Origin of the sequence: Streptomyces canarius (assembly GCF_014650735.1) — a bacterium.
In the GTDB taxonomy this organism is placed as follows: Bacteria; Actinomycetota; Actinomycetes; order Streptomycetales; family Streptomycetaceae; genus Streptomyces; species Streptomyces olivaceoviridis.
Genome location: NZ_BMVN01000015.1, coordinates 110,461 through 133,419, shown reverse-complemented (window position 1 = coordinate 133,419; position 22,959 = coordinate 110,461). Strand labels below are relative to the sequence as shown.

Sequence of the window (22,959 nt, the reverse complement as noted above, 5' to 3'; positions counted from 1 at the left end):
TCGACGTTGGAATGCGGCGCCGAGATTTTCTTACCGTCACAGGAACCTGCCCCGGAGAAAGCCCAGGTGTCCGCGTGCCAAGCCTTCCACCGAAACTGTCCGTGATCGTCCCCTGCTTCAATATCGAGGGCTATGTCCCCGAGACCGTGACCAGTCTGGTGAACAACGCGAAGGACGAATTCGAGTTCATATTCGTCGAGGACCGGTCCACCAAGGACCGGACGTACGAGGCGTTGCTGCACCTGACGAAACGGCTGAAGAACAGCAGGGTGATACGGCACGAGCAGAACGGCGGACTGGCCACCGCCCGGAACACGGGCATCGACGCGGCAGAGGGCCGGTACCTCACCTTCCTGGACGGCGACGACTGGCTCGCCCCCGGGTACCTGACCGAACTGGTCGACGCCGTCGAACGCTTCGACGTCGACTTCGTGCGCACCGACCACGTCCAGGTCACCGGCGTCGGACGCGCCGTCCACCGGGCACCGGAAGGCCGCCGGCACACCCCGCTCGACCCGCGCACCTCGATCCTCCCCGTCGACGACACGACGATGGTCGACTACCCCTACGCCTGGGCCGGCATCTACCACCGCCGCCTTCTGGACCGCGGGCTGCTGCGCTTCCACGACGGGCTCCGCACCGCCGAGGACCGCCCGTGGATCTGGGCGCTGCACCGCCAGGCCGAGTCCTATGCCGTGGCGAGCCTGCGCGGGGTCTTCTACCGGCGCGGGGTGGCCAGTTCGCTGACGCAGATCGGTGACGTGCGGCAGCTGGACTTCTTCCGTTCCTTCGACCTGGTGCTCAGCGAGCTCGCCGACGACCCCGAGGTCGGCAGGCTGCGCAAGAAGGCGCTGCGCAACTACTGCGTCGTCATCGCCCACCAGCTCCTGGCCCGGGACCGGTTCGAGCGGAGCGTCGCCGCACAGCTGCGGCAGCTGGCCGCAGAGGCGCTGGGCCGGATGAGCGAGGAGGAACTGGCCGAAGCCCTCGTCGGCATGGGGGAGGAACGCGTACACGTCCTGCGGCGCGTACGCGGTGGCATGAAGGGAGTCGCGGCATGAGCGGCACGCACCACACGGCCCCGGGCGAGGGCACACCGGCCGGCCCCACCGCGGGCGTGTCCCGGCCCGGTACGACGCAGATCTTCTTCTCGGCCACCCAGTACGCCGCCGCCACCGTCACCGCCGCCCTGCGCGCCGGGCTCTTCGGCCCGCGCGGGGAACACCGCCGCATCCTCGTGGTCAGCAACACCGCCGCCGTGCCCGAGGTCGGCACCCCCCTGGACCGGATGGCCGGATTCGAGCGGCTGCGCCCCGAGTTCGACGAGGTGCGCTCCTGGAACGAGTTCATCTCTCCGCACCATCCGGCCGGCTGGTCGCCGCGCGGCCAGGACCTGCTGCTGTGGGAGAAGGCCGTACGCCTCGCCTGGAACCTCGGTGACGAGCCGGTCGAGATCGCCTGCGAGTCCATCCAGGCCAACCCCTCCCGCGCCGTCGCCGACATCTTCGCCGACAGCCCGATCCACGTGTACGCGGACGGCCTCATGAGCTACGGCCCCACCCGCAACCGCATCCCGCACGGCATGAGCAGCCGCATCGCGCGCGTGCTCCACCTCGACCTGATACCCGGGCTGCGGCCGATGCTCCTGTCCGAGTACGGGGTCCAGCCCGAAGCCGTGCCGAACGAGGCCATCGTCGACGTCCTCGCCCAGATCGGCGAGGAGGGCGCCGGGCTGCTCGCCGAACGCCTGCCCGCCGAGGACCGGCCCACCGCGGTGCTGCTCGGCCAGTACCTCTCGGCCATCGACCTGATCACCCAGGACGAGGAGGAGGAACTCCACGTCCGCATGCTGCGCGCCGCCGCCCGTGCCGGACACCGCGACGTCCTCTTCAAGCCCCACCCCAGCGCACCCGCCGTCTACAACACCTCGCTGGAGGCAGCCGCCGCGGAACTCGGGGTACGGCTGACCGTCCTGAGTGAACCCGTGCTCGCCGAGACGGTCTTCGCCCGCCTGAAGCCGGACCTGGTCATCGGCTGCTTCTCCACCGCGCTGATGACCGCTGCCGCCTTCTACGGCATCCCGGTCGCCCGCGTCGGCACGGAACTGCTCCTGGACCGCATCACGCCGTACGAGAACAGCAACCGCGTCCCGCTCACCATCATCGACGCGGCCCTGCCCGACGCGGAGCGCGACGAGATCGGCACCCCGCTCGCGCTCGACTCGCTGAGCGGGGAACTGGGCGCCCTGGTGCGCACCGTCGGCTACTGCATGCAGTCCCGCAAACACCCCGACCTGCGCGAGGAGGCAGCCGCCTGGCTCACCGCGCACCTCGCGGACCACCCGCAGTACTTCAAGAAGCGCCGGCTGACCATGCTCCGTCTGCCGGGCGGCAGCCCGGTACGGGCCGAGGCGCTGCGCCGGCACCCCGCCGTGCGCAAGGCCGTGCGGCAGATCCGCGCCCGCCAGCGGTAGGCGCCCGCGGCACACGGCGGCAGGGAGGGCGTGGACGACGCCCTCCCTGCCGCCGTCCGCGTGCGGCCGGGGCCCGTCCGGCGCTCGGGCACGCGTGCGGGCCACGCACGACGCGCCGCTCCCCGGCCGGCGGGGAGCGGCGCGCGGGAAGGGGGCGGACTCAGTGCCGCGCCAGCGCCCGGGCCCGCCGGGCGAGGCGGCGTACGGTCGCGTTGCGCGGGATGAACGCCAGTTGCGCGGGCACCGCACCGGGCAGGGCCAGCGCCGTCAGCCGGCGGCGCTTGAAGTAGCGCCAGGTGTGCGCGTCGAGGTGCTGGGCCAGATAGCTTTCGGCCGCTTCCCGCAGCTCGGGGTAGATCTTCGGCTGCATCGCGAAACCCACCGCCTTCAGCAGCTCCGCGAGCCGTGCCACCCGCTCCCGCGACGGCATCGACCAGCCGGACACGGCCCGCTGGTCGCCGAGGTCGGGCAGCAGCGCGTCGGCGAGGGTGACCGGGACCCGGTTGCTGTTCTGATAGGGCGCGAGCCCGGCCAGGACGGTGTCGGTGCCGACCCGGGCGACGGGCAGGCCGTACAGCGAGCCCGCGGTGAACAGGGCGGTGGAGAAGCAGCCGACGACCAGCGCGGGACGCAGCCGCTGGAAGGCCACCTCCGCGAGCACCGGAACGTCCAGTACGTCCAGTTCGGCGCCGAGCCGGGCCGCTTCCTCCTCCAGCAGCCGGGACCAGCGGGCGGGCGCCACCGGGTGCGGCTTGAAGACCAGCCTGCGGTGGCCGAGCGCGACCGCGCCGCGCACCATCCGCAGATGCAGTTCCTCCTCCTCGGCGGCACTGAGGATGTCCAGCGCGCACAGGTACTGGCCGAGCAGCAGGACGGGCCCCGGCCCCTCCTCGCCGGCCCCCGGCAACTCGGGTGCCGCCGAGGCCAGTTCGTCCACCACCTTCAGGAACGCCTCGGTGCGCACCAGCTCGGGGCGTACGCCGAACTCGGTGAGCAGCAGGGGAGTCAGCCCGGGGACCAGATCGAGGTGGAGCAGCCGGTCGATGCGCGTGCCGACCAGCGGATCGACCTTGTCCCGGGTGGGGCCGTAGCTTATGAGGCCGTCCGCGTACACGTCGACGGGGGCGCCGGTGAACAACTGGCACAGCGCCAGCGCCGGGTTGACGTGCACGGACTCCACGGTGAGCCGGATCCGGTCGTCACCGAGTCCCCACAGCAGCCGTACGTACCGCTCCCACAGGGGGATGTCGTTGGCACGCGGGCCCCAGCCGCTGGGGTGCAGGGGCGCGATGGTCTCGTTCCAGGACAGCACCGCGTCGAAGCGCTCGCCGATGCTCGCGAAGCCGGCCATCCGGTCCAGGGCCGGGGTGGTCTCGGGGTTGGCCGCGTTGTTGGTGACGACCAGCAGCCGGCGGTCGGCCGGTGCGAACAGCCCGGCGTCGAGGGCGGCGGCCAGCGTGGCCGCACCGTACAGCGTCGAGGCGCAGAAGATGTGGGTCGTACCGGTCATCAGGCGGCCACCGTCCGGGCGGCCGTCGGCCGGCGCCTGAGCCGCCGCAGCCGGCCGGCGCGCTGCGGGTCCATCGCGTCCATGACCTGCTCCAGCAGATCCTGCGGCAGCTTCTTCAGCGCCGCCGCACCCCGCGCACGCAATTGTCTGGCCACGGCGGGTTCGAACCTTTCGATCGATCCGAGGTGATGGGCCATGATGGCGCAATACGTGCGCACGGCTTTCGGCAGCAGCTTGTCGGCGTCGCGGTCCCGCGCCGTTTCCTCGATCACCTGGTCGAATGCGCGAATGAAATCCAGTTGGCGCACATCGCCGATCTGAGTGAGCGACGAGGCGACTCCGCGTCGGTAGTACACGCCGAGCAGGCCGATCGCGGCGAAGGACTCCGCCTCCCGGTGCAGCTTCCAGATCCACGGGCGGTCCTCGGCCGTGCGCAGTCCGTGGGTGAAATGCAGCAGTCCGCGGTCGACCAGCCGGCGGTGGTACACCCCCGCCCACGCGTACGCGTAGTCGACCGAGGTGGACCGTTCGGCCGGCAGGATCGCCTCGCGGGGATTCAGCACCACATGGCGCCGGCCCTGCGGGACACGGTGGACGGAGCGGGCCCGGCCGGTGCACTGCACATGGTCGGTGCGGATGAAGTCGCAGCCCAACTCGTCCATGGCGCCGACCAGTTGCGGGAGGTAGCCGGGGGCGAGCCAGTCGTCGCCGTCCAGGAACGTCAGGTACTCGCCGCGCGCCCGGTCGATGCCGGTGTTGCGCGCGGTCGCCAGCCCTTCGTTCCGCTCGTGTCCGACCACGACGGCGCCGGGCAGTTCGCGTTCCGCGCGCGCGAGGATCCGCGGTGTCTCGTCGCTCGAACAGTCGTCGACGAGAATGAATTCGAAGTCCTCACGCGTGTTCGCACGCAGGCTCTTCAGCGTGTCTGACGCGTATTGCTGGACGTTGTAGAAGGGCACGATGACCGAGAGCTTCACCACGCGGACGACCTTAGAGGCGCGCCCGGCTCGCACCCTGACGGCTTGCTTGAATCCAGGTGAACTGTGCACGGCCAAGTCGTGAACCACTCATTTTCCCGGTGCCCCCACGTCCCGATTCGCCATTCGGCGATGTGCTGTTAACCGTTTGTTGCGTTCGGGTTGGGCGGAACCTCGGAATCGCTTCCTAGCGTCTTCGACGTGCCAGCAAGTGCTACGAAGTCCCTGCGGGTCGCCGTCCTCGCGGACTCCGACACCCGGTGGAAGTGGGGCGCGCTCACCGCGCAGCGCCTCACTCCCGCGGCTGCCGAGGTCCGGCTCGACGGCTACCTCCTGCGGGGACGCGCCACCCCCACCGCCCGCCAGCTGAAGGAAGTCGGCGTCCAGGCCGACTCCCTGCGTGAGGTCACCGGCGTCGAGTTCCTGCGCGCGATGAGCGAGGACCCCGGTAACCGGTACGACGTCCTCGTGCTCGCCCTGGTCGGCGGCGGTGTGCAGGCGATGCTGCACGGACTGCGCGCCGCCTGGGGCTCCGGGAAGCGCCCCGTGGTCGTCACCGGCTACGTGGGCGTCGTCTACGAGAAGCTCACCGACGGGCTGCTGCTGCGGCACGGCGCGGACCTCGTCCTCGCCAACTCCCGCCACGACGCGGACCGGTTCCGGGCCGTGTACGAGGGCGTGGGCGCCGACGCCTCCTCGGTCACCGAGGTCGCGCTGCCCTTCCTCGGCGGCGAGCCGTACACCGGTGAACACGACCCCTACACCGTGGTGTTCGCGGCCCAGCCGTCCGTGCCGGACAACCGCCGGGACCGTACCTACCTGCTGAACCGCCTCATCGAGCACGCCCGCAAGCACCCCGAACGCGAGGTGCTGCTCAAGCTGCGCTCCAAGCCCGGCGAGCACACCACCCACATCGAGGAGCTGCCGTACCAGAAGCTGGCCCAGGACCAGGACCCGCCGGCCAACTTCCGCCTGGTGTACGGGCACATGGGCGAGGTGCTGGACCGCACCGACCTGCTGGTCACGGTCAGCTCCACGGCCGCCCTGGAGGCCCTGCACCGCCGGGTCCCGACGGCCGTCCTCACCGACCTCGGGGTCCGCGAGGTGCTCGGCAACCACCACTTCACCGGTTCCGGCTGCCTCGCCTCCTGGGACCAGCTCGACGCCGGGCACCGGCCCGTGCCGGACGAGGCGTGGGTGGCCCGGCAGGGAGTCGCGGCCGACGGAAGCTACGACACGGCGTTCGACGGCGCCCGCGAGCGCATCGCCCGGCTCCTGGACCGGCCGGGCGGGCTGCCGCCCCTCACGCCCTACTACACGTCCGAGACCGCGCCCGGCTACCTGCCCGGCATCCTCGCCCGCCACCACCTCGGCCCCGACGGCGTACCGCTGCCCGGAGCGCCCGCCGCCGACAAGGCGCCCGGCCCCGTCCGGCAGATCGTGCGCCGGGCCGCGCGCGGCGCCTACCGGCACGGCGTCCAGCGGGTCGCCCCCGTGATCCGGCGGATGGGCGAGCTGTGACCTCACCCCAAGGAGTAGACCCCATGTCCAACTCGGCAGCGGGCCCAGGCGCTTCGATCCGCCGGGTGCTCGCGGTGATCCCCGCGCGCGGCGGCTCCAAGGGCGTGCCCGCGAAGAACCTCGCCCCGGTGGGCGGTGTCCCGCTGGTGTCCCGCGCGGTGCGCGAGTGCCGGGCGAGCCGGCTGGTGACCGACGTCGTCGTCTCCACCGACGACCAGGCCATCGCCGCCGCCGCCCGGGAGGCCGGCGCCGAGGTCGTCCTGCGGCCCGCCGCCATCGCCGGGGACACCGCCACCTCCGAGGCCGCGGTCCTGCACGCCATGGACACCCACGAGACGCTGCACGGCGCCCCCGTCGACGTGGTCCTGCTGGTCCAGTGCACCAGCCCGTTCCTCGTCCGCGAGGACATCGACGGCGTCGCCGCCGCGGTCGCCGAGAACGGCGCCGACACCGCCGTCACCGTGGCCCCCTTCCACGGCTTCGTCTGGCGCGAGGCCGACGAGCCCACCGAGGGCGGTCGTGGCGTCAACCACGACAAGTCCTACCGCCCGCGCCGCCAGGACCGCCCCCAGGACTTCCTGGAGACCGGCGCCGCCTACGCGATGGACGCGGCCGGCTTCCGCGAGCACCACCACCGCTTCTTCGGCCACACCGAGCTGGTCCGCACCGACCCGGCCCGGGTGCTGGAGATCGACGACCCGCACGACCTCGCGCGGGCCCGGGCCCTCGCGCCCCTCTTCGACGCGGACCGCCCCGGTTCGCTGCCGACCGCCGACGACGTGGACGCGGTCGTACTCGACTTCGACGGCACCCAGACCGACGACCGGGTGCTGATCGACTCCGACGGACGGGAGTTCGTCGCCGTGCACCGCGGCGACGGCCTCGGCATCGCGGCCCTCCGCAGGAGCGGCCTGAAGCTGCTGATCCTGTCCACGGAACAGAACCCGGTCGTCGCCGCCCGCGCACGCAAGCTGCGGATCCCCGTGCTGCACGGCATCGACCGGAAAGACCTCGCGCTGAAGCAGTGGTGCGAGGAGCAGGGCATCGCGCCGGAGCGCGTGCTCTACGTCGGCAACGACGTCAACGACCTGCCGTGCTTCGCCCTCGTGGGCTGGCCCGTGGCGGTCGCGAGCGCTCACGACGTCGTACGCGGCGCCGCACGCGCGGTCACCACCGTCCCCGGCGGTGACGGTGCGATCCGAGAGATCGCCAGCTGGATCCTCGGCCCCTCTCTCGACTCCCTCCCCAAGTAAGGACACCCCCTGATGAGCACCAACTCCCGTCTGCGCACCTTCGGTTCGCGCGAGGTCGGCCCCGGCAAGCCCGTCTACATCTGCGGCGAGATCGGCATCAACCACAACGGTGAGCTGGAGAACGCCTTCAAGCTGATCGACGTGGCCGCCGAGGCCGGCTGCGACGCCGTCAAGTTCCAGAAGCGCACCCCCGAGATCTGCACCCCGCGCGACCAGTGGGACATCGAGCGCGACACCCCCTGGGGCCGGATGACCTACATCGACTACCGCCACCGGGTGGAGTTCGGCGAGGACGAGTACCGCCAGATCGACGAGTACTGCAAGGAGAAGGGGATCGACTGGTTCGCCTCCCCGTGGGACACCGAGGCCGTCGCCTTCCTGGAGAAGTTCGACGTCCCCGCCCACAAGGTGGCCTCCGCCTCCCTGACGGACGACGAGCTGCTGCGCGCCCTGCGCGCCACGGGCCGCTCCGTCATCCTCTCGACGGGCATGTCCACCCCGCGCCAGATCCGCCACGCGGTGGAGGTCCTGGGCTCGGACAACATCCTCCTGTGCCACGCCACCTCCACCTACCCGGCCAAGGCCGAGGAGCTGAACCTCCGCGTGATCAACACGCTGGAGAAGGAGTACCCGAACGTCCCGATCGGCTACTCCGGCCACGAGACGGGCCTCCAGACCACGCTGGCGGCGGTCGCGCTGGGCGCCACGTTCGTCGAGCGCCACATCACCCTGGACCGCGCGATGTGGGGCTCCGACCAGGCCGCCTCGGTCGAGCCGCAGGGCCTTCAGCGCCTCGTCCGTGACATCCGCACCATCGAGGCCTCCCTCGGCGACGGCGTCAAGAAGGTCTACGACTCCGAGCTGGGCCCGATGAAGAAGCTGCGCCGCGTCACCGGCGCCGTCGCCGAGGCGGAGATCGCCGCGGCCGCGGGCGAGCCGGTCTCGGTGTGAATCCAGGTCACTTACGACGGGACGGTCGTACGCCGATGAGCCCCCGCGCCGGTCAGGCCGGTCACCCCGCCCGCACGCTCGCCTTCGTGGAGAGCCCGGTACAGCTGCTGAACGTACTGGAGTGGGCACACCTGCACGGCCTGCACGACCCCGGCCCTTCCGGCCCGGCGGTGCCGTCCGGCCCCGGCCGGGCGGAGTCGGGTGCGCTGTCCGGCCCCGGCGGCGCGGGGCCGGACACGGCCTCCGTGCCGGCGCCGGCCCTGCCCACGCAGCCCGGCCCGGCGCACATCGGCCCCGCGCACGTCGGCCCGGCGCCCGCCGTGCCCGCGCAGGGCCGGCGGTTGCCGGCCGGGGCGGTGTCGGGCGGTGCGGCGGGTGCGGTGCCGGGGGGTGCGGAGCTCACCGTCGTCGTGCTGTCCCCGACCGACCCCATGACCCGGGGCCAGCTGCGCCGCATGGCGGACCTGGCCCGGGACGAGGGGTACCGGGTGCGCTGGGAAGAGGCGCGGGGCGGTACGACCGCGCCCTTCCACACCATCGGCGGCCTGGCCGGTTCCCTGCGCCGGGCCGACCGGATCGTCATGGGAGACCCCTTCTCCCGCTACGTACAACTGCTGCTGACCATCACCCGCGCCCGCGACCTCGTGGTCGTGGACGACGGCACGGCGACGATGGAGTTCGTCGCCCAGCTGGCCCGCGGTGAACGCCTGGTCCGCTGGCACCGCAAGGGCGGCCGGCCCGGCGCCCGCGACCTGCTCTTCGCGCCGGTCTCCTCCTCCGCCCGGCGCCGCCTCACCCCGAGCGACCGCCGGCGCGTCGAGGTCTTCTCCTCCATGCCGGTGACCGACGTCCCGGACGGCGTGACCGTCACCGCCAACGACTTCGCCTGGACCCGCGCCCGCTTCGGGCCCCCGCGCATCACCCAGAGCGCCGACCTGGTCGGCACCTCCCTGGTGGAGACGGGGGTCGTGGACGGCGACCGCTATCTGGAGGCCGTCCGGAACCTGGCCAAGGGCCACGGCGCCACCCGCTACTTCGCCCACCGCCGCGAGAGCGTCGAGAAACTGCACCGCCTGACCGCCGAGACGGGACTGGAGATAGTCCGCCCGGACCTCCCGCTGGAACTGATCGCCCGCCGCGGCCCGATCGGCCGGACGATCCTCAGCTTCCCCTCCACCGTCGTCCACACCCTGCCGCTGGCCCTGGCCGGCACGGGCGTGCGCGTGGCGGTCTGCGACATCGACCCGACCTGGCTCACCGACACCGCCTCCCCACGCGCCCAGGGCTTCCTCTCCGGCGTGACCGGCACCGCCCGGGACGTCCACCGGCTGGCGGCGGTGAGCCCGGCGTAGCCGTGGCTCGTGGGGCTTGACCATATGCCTGAGTACGGATACCCAGGCGGCCCCCGGCACCGCGCCCGTAAGCTCCCTCACCGCGGCGGCACGAGATCGTCACGGCACCACCACGCCGCCGGCATGCCAGGGGGAGGGAGCGCGGATGGCGTGGGACGAGTGGGAGCGGTTGGAGGCGCGGGCCGCGCCCCGTGGCTCCGCACGGACGCGACGGTGACGGAGTGTTCCGGCAAGGACCCGGACGAGTACTTCCGGATCCTCCACCCGTGGAGCTTCACCCCGACGGCCCCCAGCGACGTCGAGACGGCCATGCAACGGCTCAGGCCGGCGCTGCCGAAGCAGGGCTGGAAGATCGTCCGGTACGGCCCCGACACCAGCGCGGACAAGAACGTCGTTCTGATCGCCGACAACGACGAGGAACGGGCCGGCGTGCACATCGCCCGGATGAGGAAGAGGAACCCCCCGAAGCTGGGCCTGACCGTCGTCTCCGGCTGCTACCGGGTCCCCGGCGGCCAGGAGGTCGAGCACTTCCAGCCGCCCGCCCCGGTTCACGCCCGGCGGGCCAGCACGAACCCCCGTGGGCGGGTCTCCTCCGCGGCCGGCTCCCGCAGGACCGTCGCGACCAGGTCCAGACCCGCCCCCGTCAGGGCCTCGGCGACCTGCTCCGGCGTACGCCAGTAGTAGTCGAGGTCGATGCCGTGGCCGAACCGCTCGGTCAGGTGCAGCCGGCCGGGCTCGGGGCCGGACTGGAAGCCGAGCAGGGCGTGCCCGCCGGGGGCCAGGGTGCGGCGGAACTCCGCGCAGGCGGTCGGCAGCTCCTCGTCCGGCAGGTGGATGGTCGAGTAGAGGGCGAGGACGCCGCCCAGGGTGGCGTCGGGCAGGTCCAGTGCGGTCATCGAACCGACGTGGAAGCGCAGGGCGGGGTACGCCGCACGGGCCAGCGTCACCATGACGGGGGAGAGGTCGACCCCGAACACCGGCACCCCCTGCTCGTGCAGCAGCGCGGTGATGTGCCCGGGCCCGCTGCCCAGGTCGGCGACGGGGGCGGAGCCGTTCACCGTGACCAGCTCGGCGAAGGCCCTGATCAGGGTGCGGTCCAGCGGGTGGAGGTCCCCGGGAGGGAAGCGGGCGCCGTAGTCCTCGGCGATCGTGTCGTAGGGGGTACGGGTCGTCCGGAGGAAGTCCGCGGTCGAGTCGCTCACGTCGGCGGACCCTACCGGGAGGGCACCGCGGCGGGGTCCGGTTCGTGGACATCGCGCGCGTGACCCCTGCGAGGCGTGGTATCCGTGGAAGAGGAAACAGAGGTTTTACCCATCAGAGTTCACCGCCATGCGTCCGCCGGTCAGATTTTATTCCCCTAACGGGCTGAACTTTTGTTGAACGAGGGGTAGTTGACCAGCCGGGCGTCCTACCCTTCAGAGGGTGAAGCAATTGATGTCCCTAGAGTCCCAGGCCGGCCTCCCGGGGGATGTGCTCCCCGGCGTGCTGAGCGAGTCCCTGCACGCCGAACTCGTCGCCTTCCGGCGCGACTTGCACATGCATCCGGAGCTGGGCAACCAGGAGTTCCGTACGACCGCCGCGATCAAGGAGCGGCTGGAGCAGGCCGGGCTCAAGCCCCGTGTCCTGAGCACGGGCACGGGACTCGTCTGTGACATCGGCCTCGCGGAGGGTGAGCACCCGTCCGTACCCCTGCTGGCCCTGCGCGCCGACATCGACGCCCTGCCCATTCCGGACACGAAGAGCGACTGCCCGTACCGGTCCACCGTGCCCGACCGGGCGCACGCGTGCGGTCACGACGTGCACACCTCCGTCGTCCTCGGCGCCGGGCTGGTCCTCGCCGACCTGCACGCCAAGGGCCTGCTGTCCCGGCCGGTGCGGCTGCTCTTCCAGCCCGCCGAGGAGGTGCTGCCCGGCGGCGCCCTGGGCGCCATCGAGGACGGCGCGCTGACAGGCGTCGGCCGCCTCCTCGCCGTGCACTGCGACCCCAGGGTGGAGGCCGGGAAGGTCGGGCTGCGGCACGGGCCGATCACCAGCGCCTGCGACCGTCTGGAGATCGCGCTCGACGGCCCCGGCGGGCACACCGCCCGCCCCCACCTGACCACCGACCTGGTCACCGCCGCCGCCCGGGTCGCCGTCGACGTCCCCGCGCTGATCGCCCGCCGGGTCGACACCCGCGTCGGTCTCGCCCTCACCTGGGGCCGCATCGAGTCCGGCCACGCCCCGAACGTGATCCCGCAGCACGCGGAGCTGTCCGGGACCGTGCGCTGCCTGGACCTGGAGGCCTGGCGGCAGGCCCCCGACATCGTGCACGCGGCGATCGACGAGGTCGCCACCCTGCACCGGGCCAAGTCCGAGATCACCTATGTGCGCGGGGTGCCGCCGGTGGTCAACGACCGGGAGTCGACCGAGCTGCTGCGCCGGGCCATGGTCGCCCGGCGCGGCATGAAGTCCGTGGAGAGCACCGAGCAGAGCCTCGGCGGCGAGGACTTCTCCTGGTACCTGGAGCACGTCCAGGGCGCCATGGCCCGGCTCGGGGTGCGCCGGCCCGGCGAGCGCACGGTGCGCGATCTCCATCAGGGCGACTTCGACGCGGACGAGTATGCGATCACGGTGGGTGTCGAGATGTTCACCGCCGCCGCGTTCCTGGACGTCAACGGCTCGCAGAGCTGAGCGGGCGGCCCCCTGTGAGCCCCTTCGCGGGCCGGCCGGGGGGCCGCTTTCCCGCCCGGCGCAACACGGATGCAAGCCAATCGTGCACTGTCCGCAACAGTGGCGTGAGAAGACCAAGACACCGAGTTCAGGCACTGTTTGCCTCGAATCGATAACGGCTTCCCGAGAGGGTTTTTTGCGACATCTACGCGCGTTACGATGCCGCGAAGCCGACGCCGCCGGGGCGTCTCGGCCGGAGCACCGACTCGGTGCTCACATCAAGCGCCGCCAAGGCGCTCAGGTCAGGTGAAGGAGCCTTCCCGTGCGCCGGGTAGCCAAGCTTTCCGCTGCGTGTATCGCCTCCGCAGCACTCGCACTGACTGCCACTGCCTGTGGCAGCACCTCCTCCGACAACGACTCCGGCTCGCCCGCCTCGGGTGACGGCAAGGGTGTCAAGGTCGGTATCGCCTTCGACGTCGGCGGCCGTGGCGACCGCTCGTTCAACGACTCCGCCGCGCGGGGTGCCGACAAGGCGAAGAAGGAGTTCGGCGGCGACATCAAGGAGCTGACCGCGAAGACCTCGGACACCGAGGCCGACCGCGAGCAGCGCCTGTCGGACCTGGCCGACGCGGGCTACAACCCCATCGTCGGTGTGGGCTACGCCTACGCCGCCTCGATGACCAAGGTCGCCGCGAAGTACCCGAAGACCACCTTCGGCATCGTCGACTCGGTGGTCAACGGCAAGAACGTCGACAGCATCACCTTCACCGAGGAGCAGGGCTCCTACCTGGCCGGTGTCGCCGCCGCGCTGAAGACCAAGACCAAGCACGTCGGCTTCATCGGCGGCGTCGACGTCCCGCTCATCAAGAAGTTCGAGGCGGGTTACGTCCAGGGCGTCAAGGACACCGACCCGAAGATCAAGATCGACACGCAGTACCTGTCCCACGGCTCGGACACCTCCGGCTTCGCCAGCCCCGACAAGGGGAAGGAGGCCGCGCAGGGCATGCTCGACAACGGCGCGGACGTCATCTACTCGGCGGCCGGCTCCTCCGGCAACGGCGCCATCGAGGCCGTGGCCGGCAAGAAGGGCGCCTGGGCCATCGGCGTGGACTCGGACCAGTACAGCATCCCGGGTCTGGCCAAGTACAAGAACTCGATCCTGACCTCGGTCGTCAAGAACGTCGACGTCGGTGTCTACGACCTGGTCAAGTCCGTCCACGACGGCAAGCCGCTGACCGGCACCAACACCTACTCGCTCGCCAAGGACGGCGTCTCGCTGTCCACCAGCGGTGGCTTCATCGACGACATCAAGGCCAAGCTGGACGCGGCGCAGAAGAAGATCGTCGACGGCTCGATCAAGGTCAAGACCACCCCGTGACCTGACGGGTCCCGTCGGACCCCGGCTCGGCGGGGACGCCCTCCGGTGCTCCCCCGCCGAGCCATAACAATGTGTCAACTCTACGCGTGTAGCGCGGAGTTGCCGCGCTAGCGTCGCCGACGCCTGCCCCCTCCCCGCAGCCCCTTTCCCCGAGGAGAGTGCGCCATCAACGCGTCCAGCCCTCCCGCTGCCGTCGAACTGCGCGGCATCACCAAGCGTTTCCCCGGCGTCGTCGCCAACCGCGACATCGACATCACGGTCCGTACGGGCACCGTCCACGCCCTGTGCGGCGAGAACGGCGCCGGCAAGTCCACCCTGATGAAGATCCTCTACGGCATGCAGCAGCCGGACGAGGGCACCATCACCGTGGGTGGCGAACAGGTCGTCTTCCACAACCCCGGCGATGCCATCGCCCGCGGCATCGGCATGGTGCACCAGCACTTCATGCTCGCCGACAACCTCACCGTCCTGGAGAACGTCGTCCTCGGCGCGGAGAAGCTGCACGGCATCGGGGGCAGGGCACGCGCCCGGATCAAGGAGATCTCCGACGCCTACGGCCTGGGCGTCCGGCCCGACGCCCTGGTCGAGGAACTCGGCGTCGCCGACCGCCAGCGCGTGGAGATCCTCAAGGTCCTCTACCGCGGCGCCAAGACCCTCATCCTGGACGAGCCCACGGCCGTCCTCGTGCCGCAGGAGGTCGACGCCCTCTTCGACAACCTGCGCGAACTCAAGGCCGAGGGCCTCACCGTCATCTTCATCTCGCACAAGCTGGGCGAGGTGCTCTCCGTCGCCGACGAGATCACCGTCATCCGGCGCGGCACCACCGTCGGCACCGTCGACCCGCGCGGCACCACCCCCAAGCAGCTCGCCGAGCTGATGGTCGGCAGTGAGCTGCCCACCCCGGAGACCCAGGAGTCCACGGTCACCGACGTCCCGATGCTCACGGTGGACGGCCTGCACCTCGCGCAGACCGACCTCGACGGCATCGAGCGGATCATCCTGGACGAGATCTCCTTCACCATCCACAAGGGCGAGGTCCTCGGCATCGCCGGCGTGGAGGGCAACGGCCAGTCCGAACTGGTCGAGGCGATCATGGGCATGCGCCGGCCCGACGCCGGCGCCGTCACCCTCGACGGCACCGACATCTCCCAGGCCCCGACCCGCGACCGCCGCGAGTCCGGCATCGGCTACATCCCCGAGGACCGCCACCGCCACGGCCTGCTGCTGGAAGCGCCGCTGTGGGAGAACCGCATCCTCGGCCACGTCACCGAGAAGCCCAACTCGCGCGGCGGACTGCTCGACCCCAAGGCCGCCCGCGTCGACACCCAGCGCATCGTCGAGTCCTACGACGTCCGCACCCCCGGCATCGACGTCACCGCCGCCTCCCTGTCCGGCGGCAACCAGCAGAAGCTGATCGTCGGCCGGGAGATGAGCCACAGCCCCAAGCTGCTCATCGCCGCCCACCCCACCCGCGGTGTGGACGTCGGTGCGCAGGCGGCCATCTGGGACCACATCCGCGAGGCCCGCCGCGAGGGCCTGGCCGTGCTGCTGATCTCCGCGGACCTGGACGAGCTGATCGGGCTCTCCGACACCCTGCGGGTGATGTACCGCGGCCGGCTGGTCGCCGACGCCGACCCCGCCACGATCACCCCCGAAGAGCTGGGCTCCGCCATGACGGGTGCGGCCACCGGCCACCTGGAGCACACAGAGGACGACGCGCGATGAACAAGCTGACCTCACGGATCGACAAGGAGCGGCTGCTCCTCGGCGTCGCCGCGCCCCTGCTGGCGGTCGTCGCCGCGCTCGTCGTCACCACCCTGGTGATCCTCGCGACCGGCAAGAACCCCGGTGACGCCTTCAGCGACATGGTGACCTACGGCTTCGCCAGCGACAGCCAGGTCTACATCCTGAACAAGGCGACCACGTACTACCTCGCGGGTGTCGCGGTGGCCATCGGCTTCCGCATGAACCTGTTCAACATCGGTGTCGACGGCCAGTACCGGCTCGCCGCGTTCATAGCCGCCGTCCTCGGCGGGGCGCTCACCGTGCCCGGCTGGATCGCCATCCCGCTGATCATCCTCTGCGCCATGGCCACCGGCGCCCTGTGGGCGGCCATCGCCGGCATCCTCAAGGTGACCCGGGGCGTCAGCGAGGTCATCGCGACCATCATGCTGAACTCGATCGCCACCGCGGTCATCGCGTACCTGCTCCAGCCCGGCAAGCTCGGCCAGCTGGACCAGGCCGGCACCCTCGTCTCCACCAAGCCGCTGCCGTCGTCCTCGTACTTCTTCAGCTTCGACGCCGGCCCGGCCGGTGAGCTGTGGGGCTTCATCGTGATCGCCGTGCTCGTCGGCGTCGCGTACTGGTTCGTGCTCGGCCGCACCCGGTTCGGCTTCGACCTGCGCACCGTCGGCCAGTCCGAGACCGCCGCCGCCGCGAGCGGCGTCGGGGTGAAGAAGATGGTCGCCACCAGCATGATCATCTCGGGTGCGGTGGCCGGTCTGATCGGCATGCCGACCCTGCTGAACGACAGCCACCAGTTCAGCAACGACTTCCCGGCCGGCATCGGCTTCACCGGTATCGCCATCGCCCTGCTCGGCCGCAACCACCCGATCGGCATCGCGCTCGGCGCGCTGCTCTGGGGCTTCCTGGAGCGCACCACCAACCACCTGGAGTTCCAGGGCTACGACAAGGAAATCCTCGGCGTCATCCAGGGCGTCATCGTGCTGTGCGTCGTCATCGCCTACGAGGTCGTACGCCGCTACGGCCTGAAGCGCCAGCAGCAGCGCGTCGGCGCCGAACTCGCCGCCCAGGCCGCCGCCCCGACGAAGAAGCAGGAGGTGGCGTGATGACTGCCACGATGACCGACGCGCCGCCGCCGGCGGCTCCCAAGGCGGCGGGCGCGCCGCAGCGCTCCGGCCGCTCCCTCGGCCTGACCCTCATGATCGTCGCGGGCGCCCTGCTGCTCCTGGCCGCCGTCCGCGTGATCACCGGCGCCAACCAGCTCGACTCCGCGGGCCAGGTCGGCGCCGCCCTCGGCCTCGCCGTACCGATCGGACTCGCCGGACTCGCCGGCCTGTGGTCGGAGCGGGCCGGCGTGGTCAACATCGGCCTGGAAGGCATGATGATCCTCGGCACCTTCGGCGCCGGCTGGATCGGCTGGCAGTCCAGCCCCTGGCTCGGCCTGCTGTGCGGCATCGCCTTCGGTGTCCTCGGCGGCCTGGTGCACGCCGTCGCCACCGTCACCTTCGGCGTCGACCACATCGTCTCCGGTGTCGCCGTCAACCTGCTCGCGCTCGGCGCCACCCAGTACCTGGCCAAGCTGTTCTTCGCCGACGGCAAGGCCGCCGAGGCGGGCGGCAACCCCAAGCAGTCCCCGCCCGCGGACACGCTGCCCGACGTCACCGTCCCCGGCCTCTCGGACGGCCTCGCGTCGATCGAGAAGCACCACTGGTTCCTGGTCTCCGACCTCGCCGGCATCATCGGCGGTCTGATCACCAACCTGTCCGTGGTGACGATCATCGCCGTGCTGCTGTTCGTGGGCAGCTGGTGGCTGCTGTGGCGCACCCCGTTCGGGCTGCGGCTGCGCTCCTGCGGTGAGAACCCGATCGCCGCCGAGTCCCTCGGTGTCAACGTCTACCAGTACAAGTACGCGGCCGTGGCCGTCTCCGGCGGCCTCGCCGGCCTCGGCGGCGCCTTCCTCGCGCTGGTCACCTCGCACACCTACCTGGAGGGCCAGACCGGAGGCCGCGGCTACATCGGTCTCGCCGCCATGATCTTCGGCAACTGGCGCCCCGGCGGCCTCGCCATAGGCGCGGGCCTGTTCGGCTACTCCGACGCGCTCCAGCTCCGCAACGGCGGCGTGACCGTCCACGCCCTGCTCCTGCTGCTGGTCGTCCTGCTCGCGCTGCTGGCCGGCTGGAAGCTCTACAAGAAGGCCCTGGTGCAGGGCGTGGTCAGCGCCGTCATGGCCGCGCTGGTCCTCGTCTGGTACCTGCTCACCGACGAGGTCCCCAGCGACTTCGTCGGCGCCACCCCGTACGTCGTCACGCTGCTGGTGCTGTCGCTGTCCGCGCAGCGCCTGCGGATGCCGAAGGCGGACGGCATGCGCTACCGGAAGGGGCAGGGCAAGTGACCGGGCGAGCCGCCGGCTTCGACTGGGAGGCCCTGCGCGCCGAGGCGCGGGAGGCCATGACCCACGCCTACGCCCCCTACTCCGGCTACCCGGTCGGCGTGGCGGCCCTGGTCGACGACGGCCGCACGGTCACCGGCTGCAACGTCGAGAACGCCTCCTACGGCCTCGGCCTGTGCGCCGAGTGCGGCCTGGTCTCCCAGCTCCAGCGCACGGGCGGTGGCCGGCTGACGCACTTCACGTGTGTCGACGGCACCGGCGCCCTGCTGGTCCCGTGCGGTCGCTGCCGCCAGCTGCTCTACGAGTTCGGCGGCCCGGACCTGCTGCTGGACACCCCGGCGGGCGTCCTCCCGCTCTCCGAGATGCTGCCCCAGGCCTTCGGCCCGGACCATCTCACCCAGTAATGCCGTACGGCCCCCCTGCCCCGCTCGCAGGGGGGCCGCACACTTCGCACCTCCCGGAAGGAACCACCCCCGCCATGGCCATGGACGCCATCTCCGTCATCCGCACCAAGCGGGACCGCGGTGAGCTGACCGACGAGCAGATCGACTGGGTCATCGACGCGTACACCCGGGGCGAGGTCGCCGACGAGCAGATGTCCGCGCTCGCCATGGCGATCCTGCTGAACGGCATGAACCGTCGCGAGATCGCCCGCTGGACGGCGGCCATGATCGCCTCCGGCGAGCGCATGGACTTCTCCTCGCTGTCCCGCCCGACGGCCGACAAGCACTCCACGGGCGGCGTCGGCGACAAGATCACCCTCCCGCTGGCCCCGCTCGTCGCCGCCTGCGGCGCGGCCGTCCCGCAGCTCTCCGGCCGGGGCCTCGGCCACACCGGCGGCACCCTGGACAAGCTGGAGTCGATCCCCGGCTGGCGCGCGCTGCTCTCCAACGAGGAGATGCTGAACGTCCTGGACACCACGGGCGCGGTGATCTGCGCGGCGGGCGACGGCCTGGCCCCCGCCGACAAGAAGCTCTACGCCCTGCGCGACGTCACCGGCACGGTCGAGGCGATCCCCCTGATCGCCTCCTCGATCATGTCGAAGAAGATCGCCGAGGGTACCGGCTCCCTGGTGCTGGACGTGAAGGTGGGCACCGGCGCCTTCATGAAGACGATCGAGGACGCCCGTGAGCTGGCCTCCACGATGGTCGGCCTCGGCACAGACCACGGCGTGAAGACGGTCGCGCTGCTGACGGACATGTCCACCCCCCTCGGCCTCACGGCGGGCAACGCCCTGGAGGTCCGCGAGTCGGTGGAGGTCCTGGCCGGCGGCGGCCCCGCGGACGTCGTGGAACTGACCATCGCCCTGGCCCGCGAGATGCTCGACGCGGCCGGCATCAAGGACGCCGACCCCGCGAAGGCCCTCGCCGACGGCTCGGCGATGGACGTCTGGCGCCGGATGATCGCGGCGCAGGGCGGCGACCCGGACGCGCCGCTGCCCACCGCGAAGGAGCAGCACGTCGTCAAGGCCCCGGCCTCCGGCGTCCTGACCCGCCTCGACGCGTACGACATCGGCGTCGGCGCCTGGCGCCTCGGCGCCGGCCGGGCCCGCAAGGAGGACCCGGTGCAGGCGGGCGCGGGCATCGAGCTGCACGCCAAGCCGGGCGACACGGTGACCGAGGGCCAGCCCCTGCTGACCCTGCACACCGACACCCCGGAGCGCTTCGCGTACGCACTCCAGGCGGTGGCGGGCTCCTACGACATCGCGGCCCCGGGCACGGCCTTCCAGGCCACGCCGGTGGTGCGGGAACGTATCGCCTGACCTGCGCCCGCGGCCGTAGGCCGTTCATGTCACGACCCTTTCGGGTGAACGGGACCGGTGGACCCGCACCGGTCCCGTTCGGCATGCTGGGATCGGTGACGCACCGATAGGAGACCGCCATGAGCGCACTCACCGTCAGCCAGGACTCCGACCAGAACTGGGACGACCTCGTCCGGTACTGGGAGGAGATGGAATGGCCCGAGGGCAGCAAGGTGGAGATCATCGAGGGGATCATCACCGTGTCACCTGCTCCCGCGTTTCGCCACAACGTGATCGCGGCCCGCATTCAGCGTCGCCTCTACTCCGTGATCCCCGAGGAGTGGGAAATCTTCCAGACACTGGCCATCGCCGTGCCGTCGCGGCTGGGCATGCTCATCCCGGACCTGCTGGTGGCTCCGGTGCGGGAATGCGCGGAGTCGGACTCCCACATCTCCGCCGCCCTCGCCGAACTCGTCGTCGAGGTCACCTCCAGGTCCAACGCCGGCCACGATCGCGTCAGCAAGCCCGCCGCCTACGCCACCGCCGGTATCCCGCTGTACCTCCTGGTCGACCGCTGGGCCCCCGGAGGCCCCACCGCGACGCTCTACGGCGAGCCCAAGGGCGACGTCTACCGGGTCCTCAAGGCGGTCAAGTTCGGTGACCTCGTCGAGCTGCCGGAGCCGTTCGGCCTCACCGTCGACACGAGCGAGTTCCCGGTCGACTGACCCGGCGTCAGCCCAACACCGCCGCCACCCCACCAGCACCGGCACGGACACCACCGTCGACAGCAGGATCGACTCGCGGGCCAGGGACTCGGCCACCCGGTAGCGGCAGGCGTAGGTGTAGAGGTTCTGGGCGCAGGGGAGGGCCGCGGTCACCACCACGTCCAGCAGAGGCGCGCCGTGCAGGCCGAAGACGCCCCGCGCCAGCGCCCACGCCACCAGCGGCCGGCCCAGCGACTTCAGCGCGACGGACAGCAGGACCAGGTGACCGTCCCGTCCCCGGCCGGGCGCCGGGCTGCCGTGCAGCGACATGCCGAAGACCAGCAGGGCCGCCGGGACGGACATGTCGCCGATCAGGGTCAGGGGGCTGAGCAGCGGACCGGGCAGGCGCCCGCCCGCCGCCGACACCACCACACCCGACAGCGAGCCCACCGCGACCGGATTCCGCAGCGGAGTCAGCAGGCGCCGCCCCACCGTGCCCTTCTCGCCGCCGCCGGAGAGGTCCAGCACCGTCAGGGCGACCGGTGTGACCAGGACGACCTGGAACAGCGGCACCGGCGCCACCAGGGACGCGTCGCCCAGCACGTAGGCGGCGATCGGAATGCCGAGGTAGCCCGAGTTGACGTAACCGGAGCACAGCGCCCCGATCGTCGTACGGCCCACACCCCAGCCCCGTACCGCCCCGACCGCCACGAAGACCCCGGCGACCACGGCCGTGCTGAGCGCCGTCACCAGCAGACGGCCGGAGAAGAGGACCGACAGGTCGGCACGCGCGAGGGTCGTGAAGAGGAGCGCCGGACCGGCCACCGTGAAGGCCAGCCGGGTCAGCACCTCGCCGCCCTGCTCGCCGAGCGTCCCGCGCCGCCCGAGCACATAGCCCACCCCGATGACGACCGCGATCACCGCGAACCCGCTCAGCACCCCGCCACAGGGCCAACCCTGCGGGGGGGACCGGAAAGCGGTCAATGTGGTCCCCACCGGCCGGACCGGCACCGCGGCACGCCACCGCCCCCGATGAGTTCCGCCGGCATCGGCGGTCTACCGCACGTGGATGCCGAGACCCCCGCCGTGCTGGTGCTGCCCGGGCCCGTGCGTCGGGACGACGTGCCGGGGCTGTGTGCCGATGTGCGGGCGCTGCTGGAGGCCGGCCGGACCGGGGTGGTCGTGTGCGACGTGGGCGGGCTCGGGCCGCCGGGACTGGCGGCCGTCGACCTGCTGGCCCGGCTGGAGCTGACCGCCCGCCGGGCCGGCGGGCGGATACGGCTGCGAAACCCCGATCCCGCGTTAGGCGCCCTTCTCGACCTCGTCGGACTCCGCTTCCAGGTGGAGGGGCAGATCGAAGAGCGGGAACCAGCGCTGGGTGTCGAGGAAGCAGTGGAATCCGGTGATCCGGCAGTCTGAGATCTCCAGCACCTGCACCGCCCACGGGCTGAACCCGCCGTTCTCCGGGTCCGGCTTGTAGTGCGCGAAGCCCGGCAGGCCGTTGGCCCGGACCGGCAGCAGCCGGGAACCGGCACAGGAGGCGCCCAGGGTGGTCATGAAACCGGTGATGTCCGCCGTGCCGCGCAGCCACAGGTCGAACGGCGGCATCGTCATGATGGCGTCCTCGTGCAGCAGCGCCGTCAGCGCCGTCATGTCATAGCCCTCGAACGCCTTGACGTAACGCTCCAGCAGCTTCTGCTGCTCCTCGTCCAGCGGATCGGACACCGCCCCCTCGGCACCCGCGTCCCCGCGCTCCGCGAGCGTCGCCCGCGCCCGCTGCAAGGCGCTGTTCACCGAGGCGACCGTGGTGTCCAGCAGCTCGGCCACCTCGCTCGCCCTCCAGGCCAGCACCTCGCGCAGGATCAGCACCGCCCGCTGCTTGGGCGGCAGCTGCTGGAGGGCCGCCATGAAGGCGAGCCGGATCGACTCCTTGGCGACCGCCGCCTCCGCCGGGTCCTGCACGGCCGGCAGCACGCGCGCGTCCGGCATCGGCTCCAGCCAGGTGTTGTCCGGGCGCGGGGAGAGCGCCGCCCGCGCGAGCGGGGTCGCCTCCGACAGGTCCATCGGCCGGGCCCGCTTGCTGCCCGCCGCCAGCATGTCCAGGCACACGTTCGTCGCGATCCGGTACAGCCACGAGCGCAGGCTGGAACGGCCCTCGAACTTGTCGTAGCTCCGCCAGGCCCGCACCAGGGTGTCCTGCACCGCGTCCTCGGCCTCGAAGGAGGAACCGAGCATCCGGTAGCAGTACCCGGTCAGCTCCGTCCGGTGCTTCTCCAGTGCGACGTCCAGATCCGCCGTCGCCGTGCTGTTGCCCATCG

The 22,959-nt window shown here is 71.5% G+C and carries 19 protein-coding genes and 1 pseudogene; 15 read left to right on the top strand and 5 right to left on the bottom strand.

Features of this window, described 5'->3' with window-relative positions; all coding sequences use genetic code 11:
• The first annotated feature begins 74 nt into the window (after positions 1–74).
• The gene (locus IE294_RS22190) at positions 75–1,061 is read left to right on the top strand and encodes a glycosyltransferase family 2 protein (RefSeq protein WP_229917288.1); all 987 of its coding nucleotides are present in this window, start codon (positions 75–77) and stop codon (positions 1,059–1,061) included.
• Positions 1,058–2,473: a polysialyltransferase family glycosyltransferase gene (locus IE294_RS22185; protein ID WP_229917287.1), complete on the top strand. Its 1,416-nt coding sequence runs from the start codon at positions 1,058–1,060 to the stop codon at positions 2,471–2,473. Before IE294_RS22190 ends, IE294_RS22185 begins: the two co-directional genes overlap by 4 nt.
• 160 nt (positions 2,474–2,633) lie before the next feature.
• Here the strand turns inward: IE294_RS22185 and IE294_RS22180 are convergent, their stop codons facing one another.
• Complete coding sequence (locus IE294_RS22180) at positions 2,634–3,983, bottom strand: polysialyltransferase family glycosyltransferase (protein ID WP_189888755.1); 1,350 nt, start codon at positions 3,981–3,983, stop codon at positions 2,634–2,636.
• Positions 3,983–4,963, bottom strand: coding sequence for a glycosyltransferase family 2 protein (locus tag IE294_RS22175; RefSeq protein ID WP_189888753.1), 981 nt, complete (start codon positions 4,961–4,963; stop codon positions 3,983–3,985). The genes IE294_RS22180 and IE294_RS22175 overlap by 1 nt, the downstream gene beginning before the upstream one ends.
• A gap of 198 nt (positions 4,964–5,161) precedes the next feature.
• On the opposite strand from IE294_RS22175, the gene IE294_RS22170 reads away from it, so the two are divergent.
• Genes IE294_RS22170 through IE294_RS22155 form a run of 4 tightly spaced genes read left to right on the top strand, consistent with a single transcriptional unit; the run spans position 5,162 to position 10,037 of the window.
• Entirely contained in the window at positions 5,162–6,481 is a 1,320-nt protein-coding gene (locus tag IE294_RS22170; RefSeq protein ID WP_189888752.1) for a DUF6716 putative glycosyltransferase, read from the top strand.
• 23 nt (positions 6,482–6,504) lie between these two features.
• Positions 6,505–7,734 (top strand): N-acylneuraminate cytidylyltransferase, encoded by a 1,230-nt coding sequence (locus IE294_RS22165; RefSeq protein ID WP_014674559.1) that lies wholly within the window; start codon positions 6,505–6,507, stop codon positions 7,732–7,734.
• Between the two features lie 12 nt (positions 7,735–7,746).
• A complete protein-coding gene (locus IE294_RS22160) occupies positions 7,747–8,685 on the top strand; it encodes an N-acetylneuraminate synthase family protein (RefSeq protein WP_189888750.1) in 939 nt (312 codons plus the stop codon).
• Positions 8,686–8,720: 35 nt separating this feature from the next.
• Positions 8,721–10,037 (top strand): hypothetical protein, encoded by a 1,317-nt coding sequence (locus IE294_RS22155; RefSeq protein WP_189888748.1) that lies wholly within the window; start codon positions 8,721–8,723, stop codon positions 10,035–10,037.
• A gap of 548 nt (positions 10,038–10,585) precedes the next feature.
• Here IE294_RS22155 and IE294_RS22150 read toward each other — a convergent pair.
• Positions 10,586–11,239 (bottom strand): class I SAM-dependent methyltransferase, encoded by a 654-nt coding sequence (locus IE294_RS22150; protein ID WP_189888746.1) that lies wholly within the window; start codon positions 11,237–11,239, stop codon positions 10,586–10,588.
• A 232-nt stretch (positions 11,240–11,471) separates the two neighbouring features.
• On the opposite strand from IE294_RS22150, the gene IE294_RS22145 reads away from it, so the two are divergent.
• The 8 genes from IE294_RS22145 to IE294_RS22110 all read left to right on the top strand — a co-directional run bounded on the left by IE294_RS22145 (position 11,472) and on the right by IE294_RS22110 (position 20,662).
• A complete protein-coding gene (locus IE294_RS22145; protein WP_189888744.1) occupies positions 11,472–12,707 on the top strand; it encodes an amidohydrolase in 1,236 nt (411 codons plus the stop codon).
• A gap of 301 nt (positions 12,708–13,008) precedes the next feature.
• On the top strand, positions 13,009–14,064 hold the full coding sequence (locus IE294_RS22140; RefSeq protein ID WP_189888742.1) for a BMP family lipoprotein: 1,056 nt from the start codon (positions 13,009–13,011) through the stop codon (positions 14,062–14,064).
• 198 nt (positions 14,065–14,262) lie between these two features.
• The gene (locus IE294_RS22135) at positions 14,263–15,789 is read left to right on the top strand and encodes an ABC transporter ATP-binding protein (protein ID WP_373315843.1); all 1,527 of its coding nucleotides are present in this window, start codon (positions 14,263–14,265) and stop codon (positions 15,787–15,789) included.
• The gene (locus tag IE294_RS22130; protein WP_189817797.1) at positions 15,786–16,913 is read left to right on the top strand and encodes an ABC transporter permease; all 1,128 of its coding nucleotides are present in this window, start codon (positions 15,786–15,788) and stop codon (positions 16,911–16,913) included. Before IE294_RS22135 ends, IE294_RS22130 begins: the two co-directional genes overlap by 4 nt.
• The gene (locus IE294_RS22125; protein ID WP_189888740.1) at positions 16,913–18,199 is read left to right on the top strand and encodes an ABC transporter permease; all 1,287 of its coding nucleotides are present in this window, start codon (positions 16,913–16,915) and stop codon (positions 18,197–18,199) included. Before IE294_RS22130 ends, IE294_RS22125 begins: the two co-directional genes overlap by 1 nt.
• The gene (locus tag IE294_RS22120; RefSeq protein ID WP_189888737.1) at positions 18,196–18,600 is read left to right on the top strand and encodes a cytidine deaminase; all 405 of its coding nucleotides are present in this window, start codon (positions 18,196–18,198) and stop codon (positions 18,598–18,600) included. The genes IE294_RS22125 and IE294_RS22120 overlap by 4 nt, the downstream gene beginning before the upstream one ends.
• 80 nt (positions 18,601–18,680) lie before the next feature.
• Positions 18,681–19,958 (top strand): thymidine phosphorylase, encoded by a 1,278-nt coding sequence (locus IE294_RS22115; protein ID WP_189888886.1) that lies wholly within the window; start codon positions 18,681–18,683, stop codon positions 19,956–19,958.
• Positions 19,959–20,077: 119 nt separating this feature from the next.
• Positions 20,078–20,662, top strand: coding sequence for a Uma2 family endonuclease (locus IE294_RS22110; protein WP_189888884.1), 585 nt, complete (start codon positions 20,078–20,080; stop codon positions 20,660–20,662).
• Between the two features lie 7 nt (positions 20,663–20,669).
• On the opposite strand, the pseudogene IE294_RS22105 reads toward IE294_RS22110, so the two are convergent.
• Positions 20,670–21,580: pseudogene (locus tag IE294_RS22105) on the bottom strand (AEC family transporter).
• 93 nt (positions 21,581–21,673) lie between these two features.
• Here IE294_RS22105 and IE294_RS22100 point away from each other — a divergent pair.
• A complete protein-coding gene (locus IE294_RS22100; protein ID WP_189888736.1) occupies positions 21,674–22,060 on the top strand; it encodes an STAS domain-containing protein in 387 nt (128 codons plus the stop codon).
• Here IE294_RS22100 and IE294_RS22095 read toward each other — a convergent pair.
• Positions 21,944–22,957, bottom strand: a complete 1,014-nt coding sequence (locus tag IE294_RS22095) for a sigma-70 family RNA polymerase sigma factor (RefSeq protein WP_189888734.1) — start codon at positions 22,955–22,957, stop codon at positions 21,944–21,946. The genes IE294_RS22100 and IE294_RS22095 overlap by 117 nt on opposite strands.
• Positions 22,958–22,959: the final 2 nt, after the last annotated feature.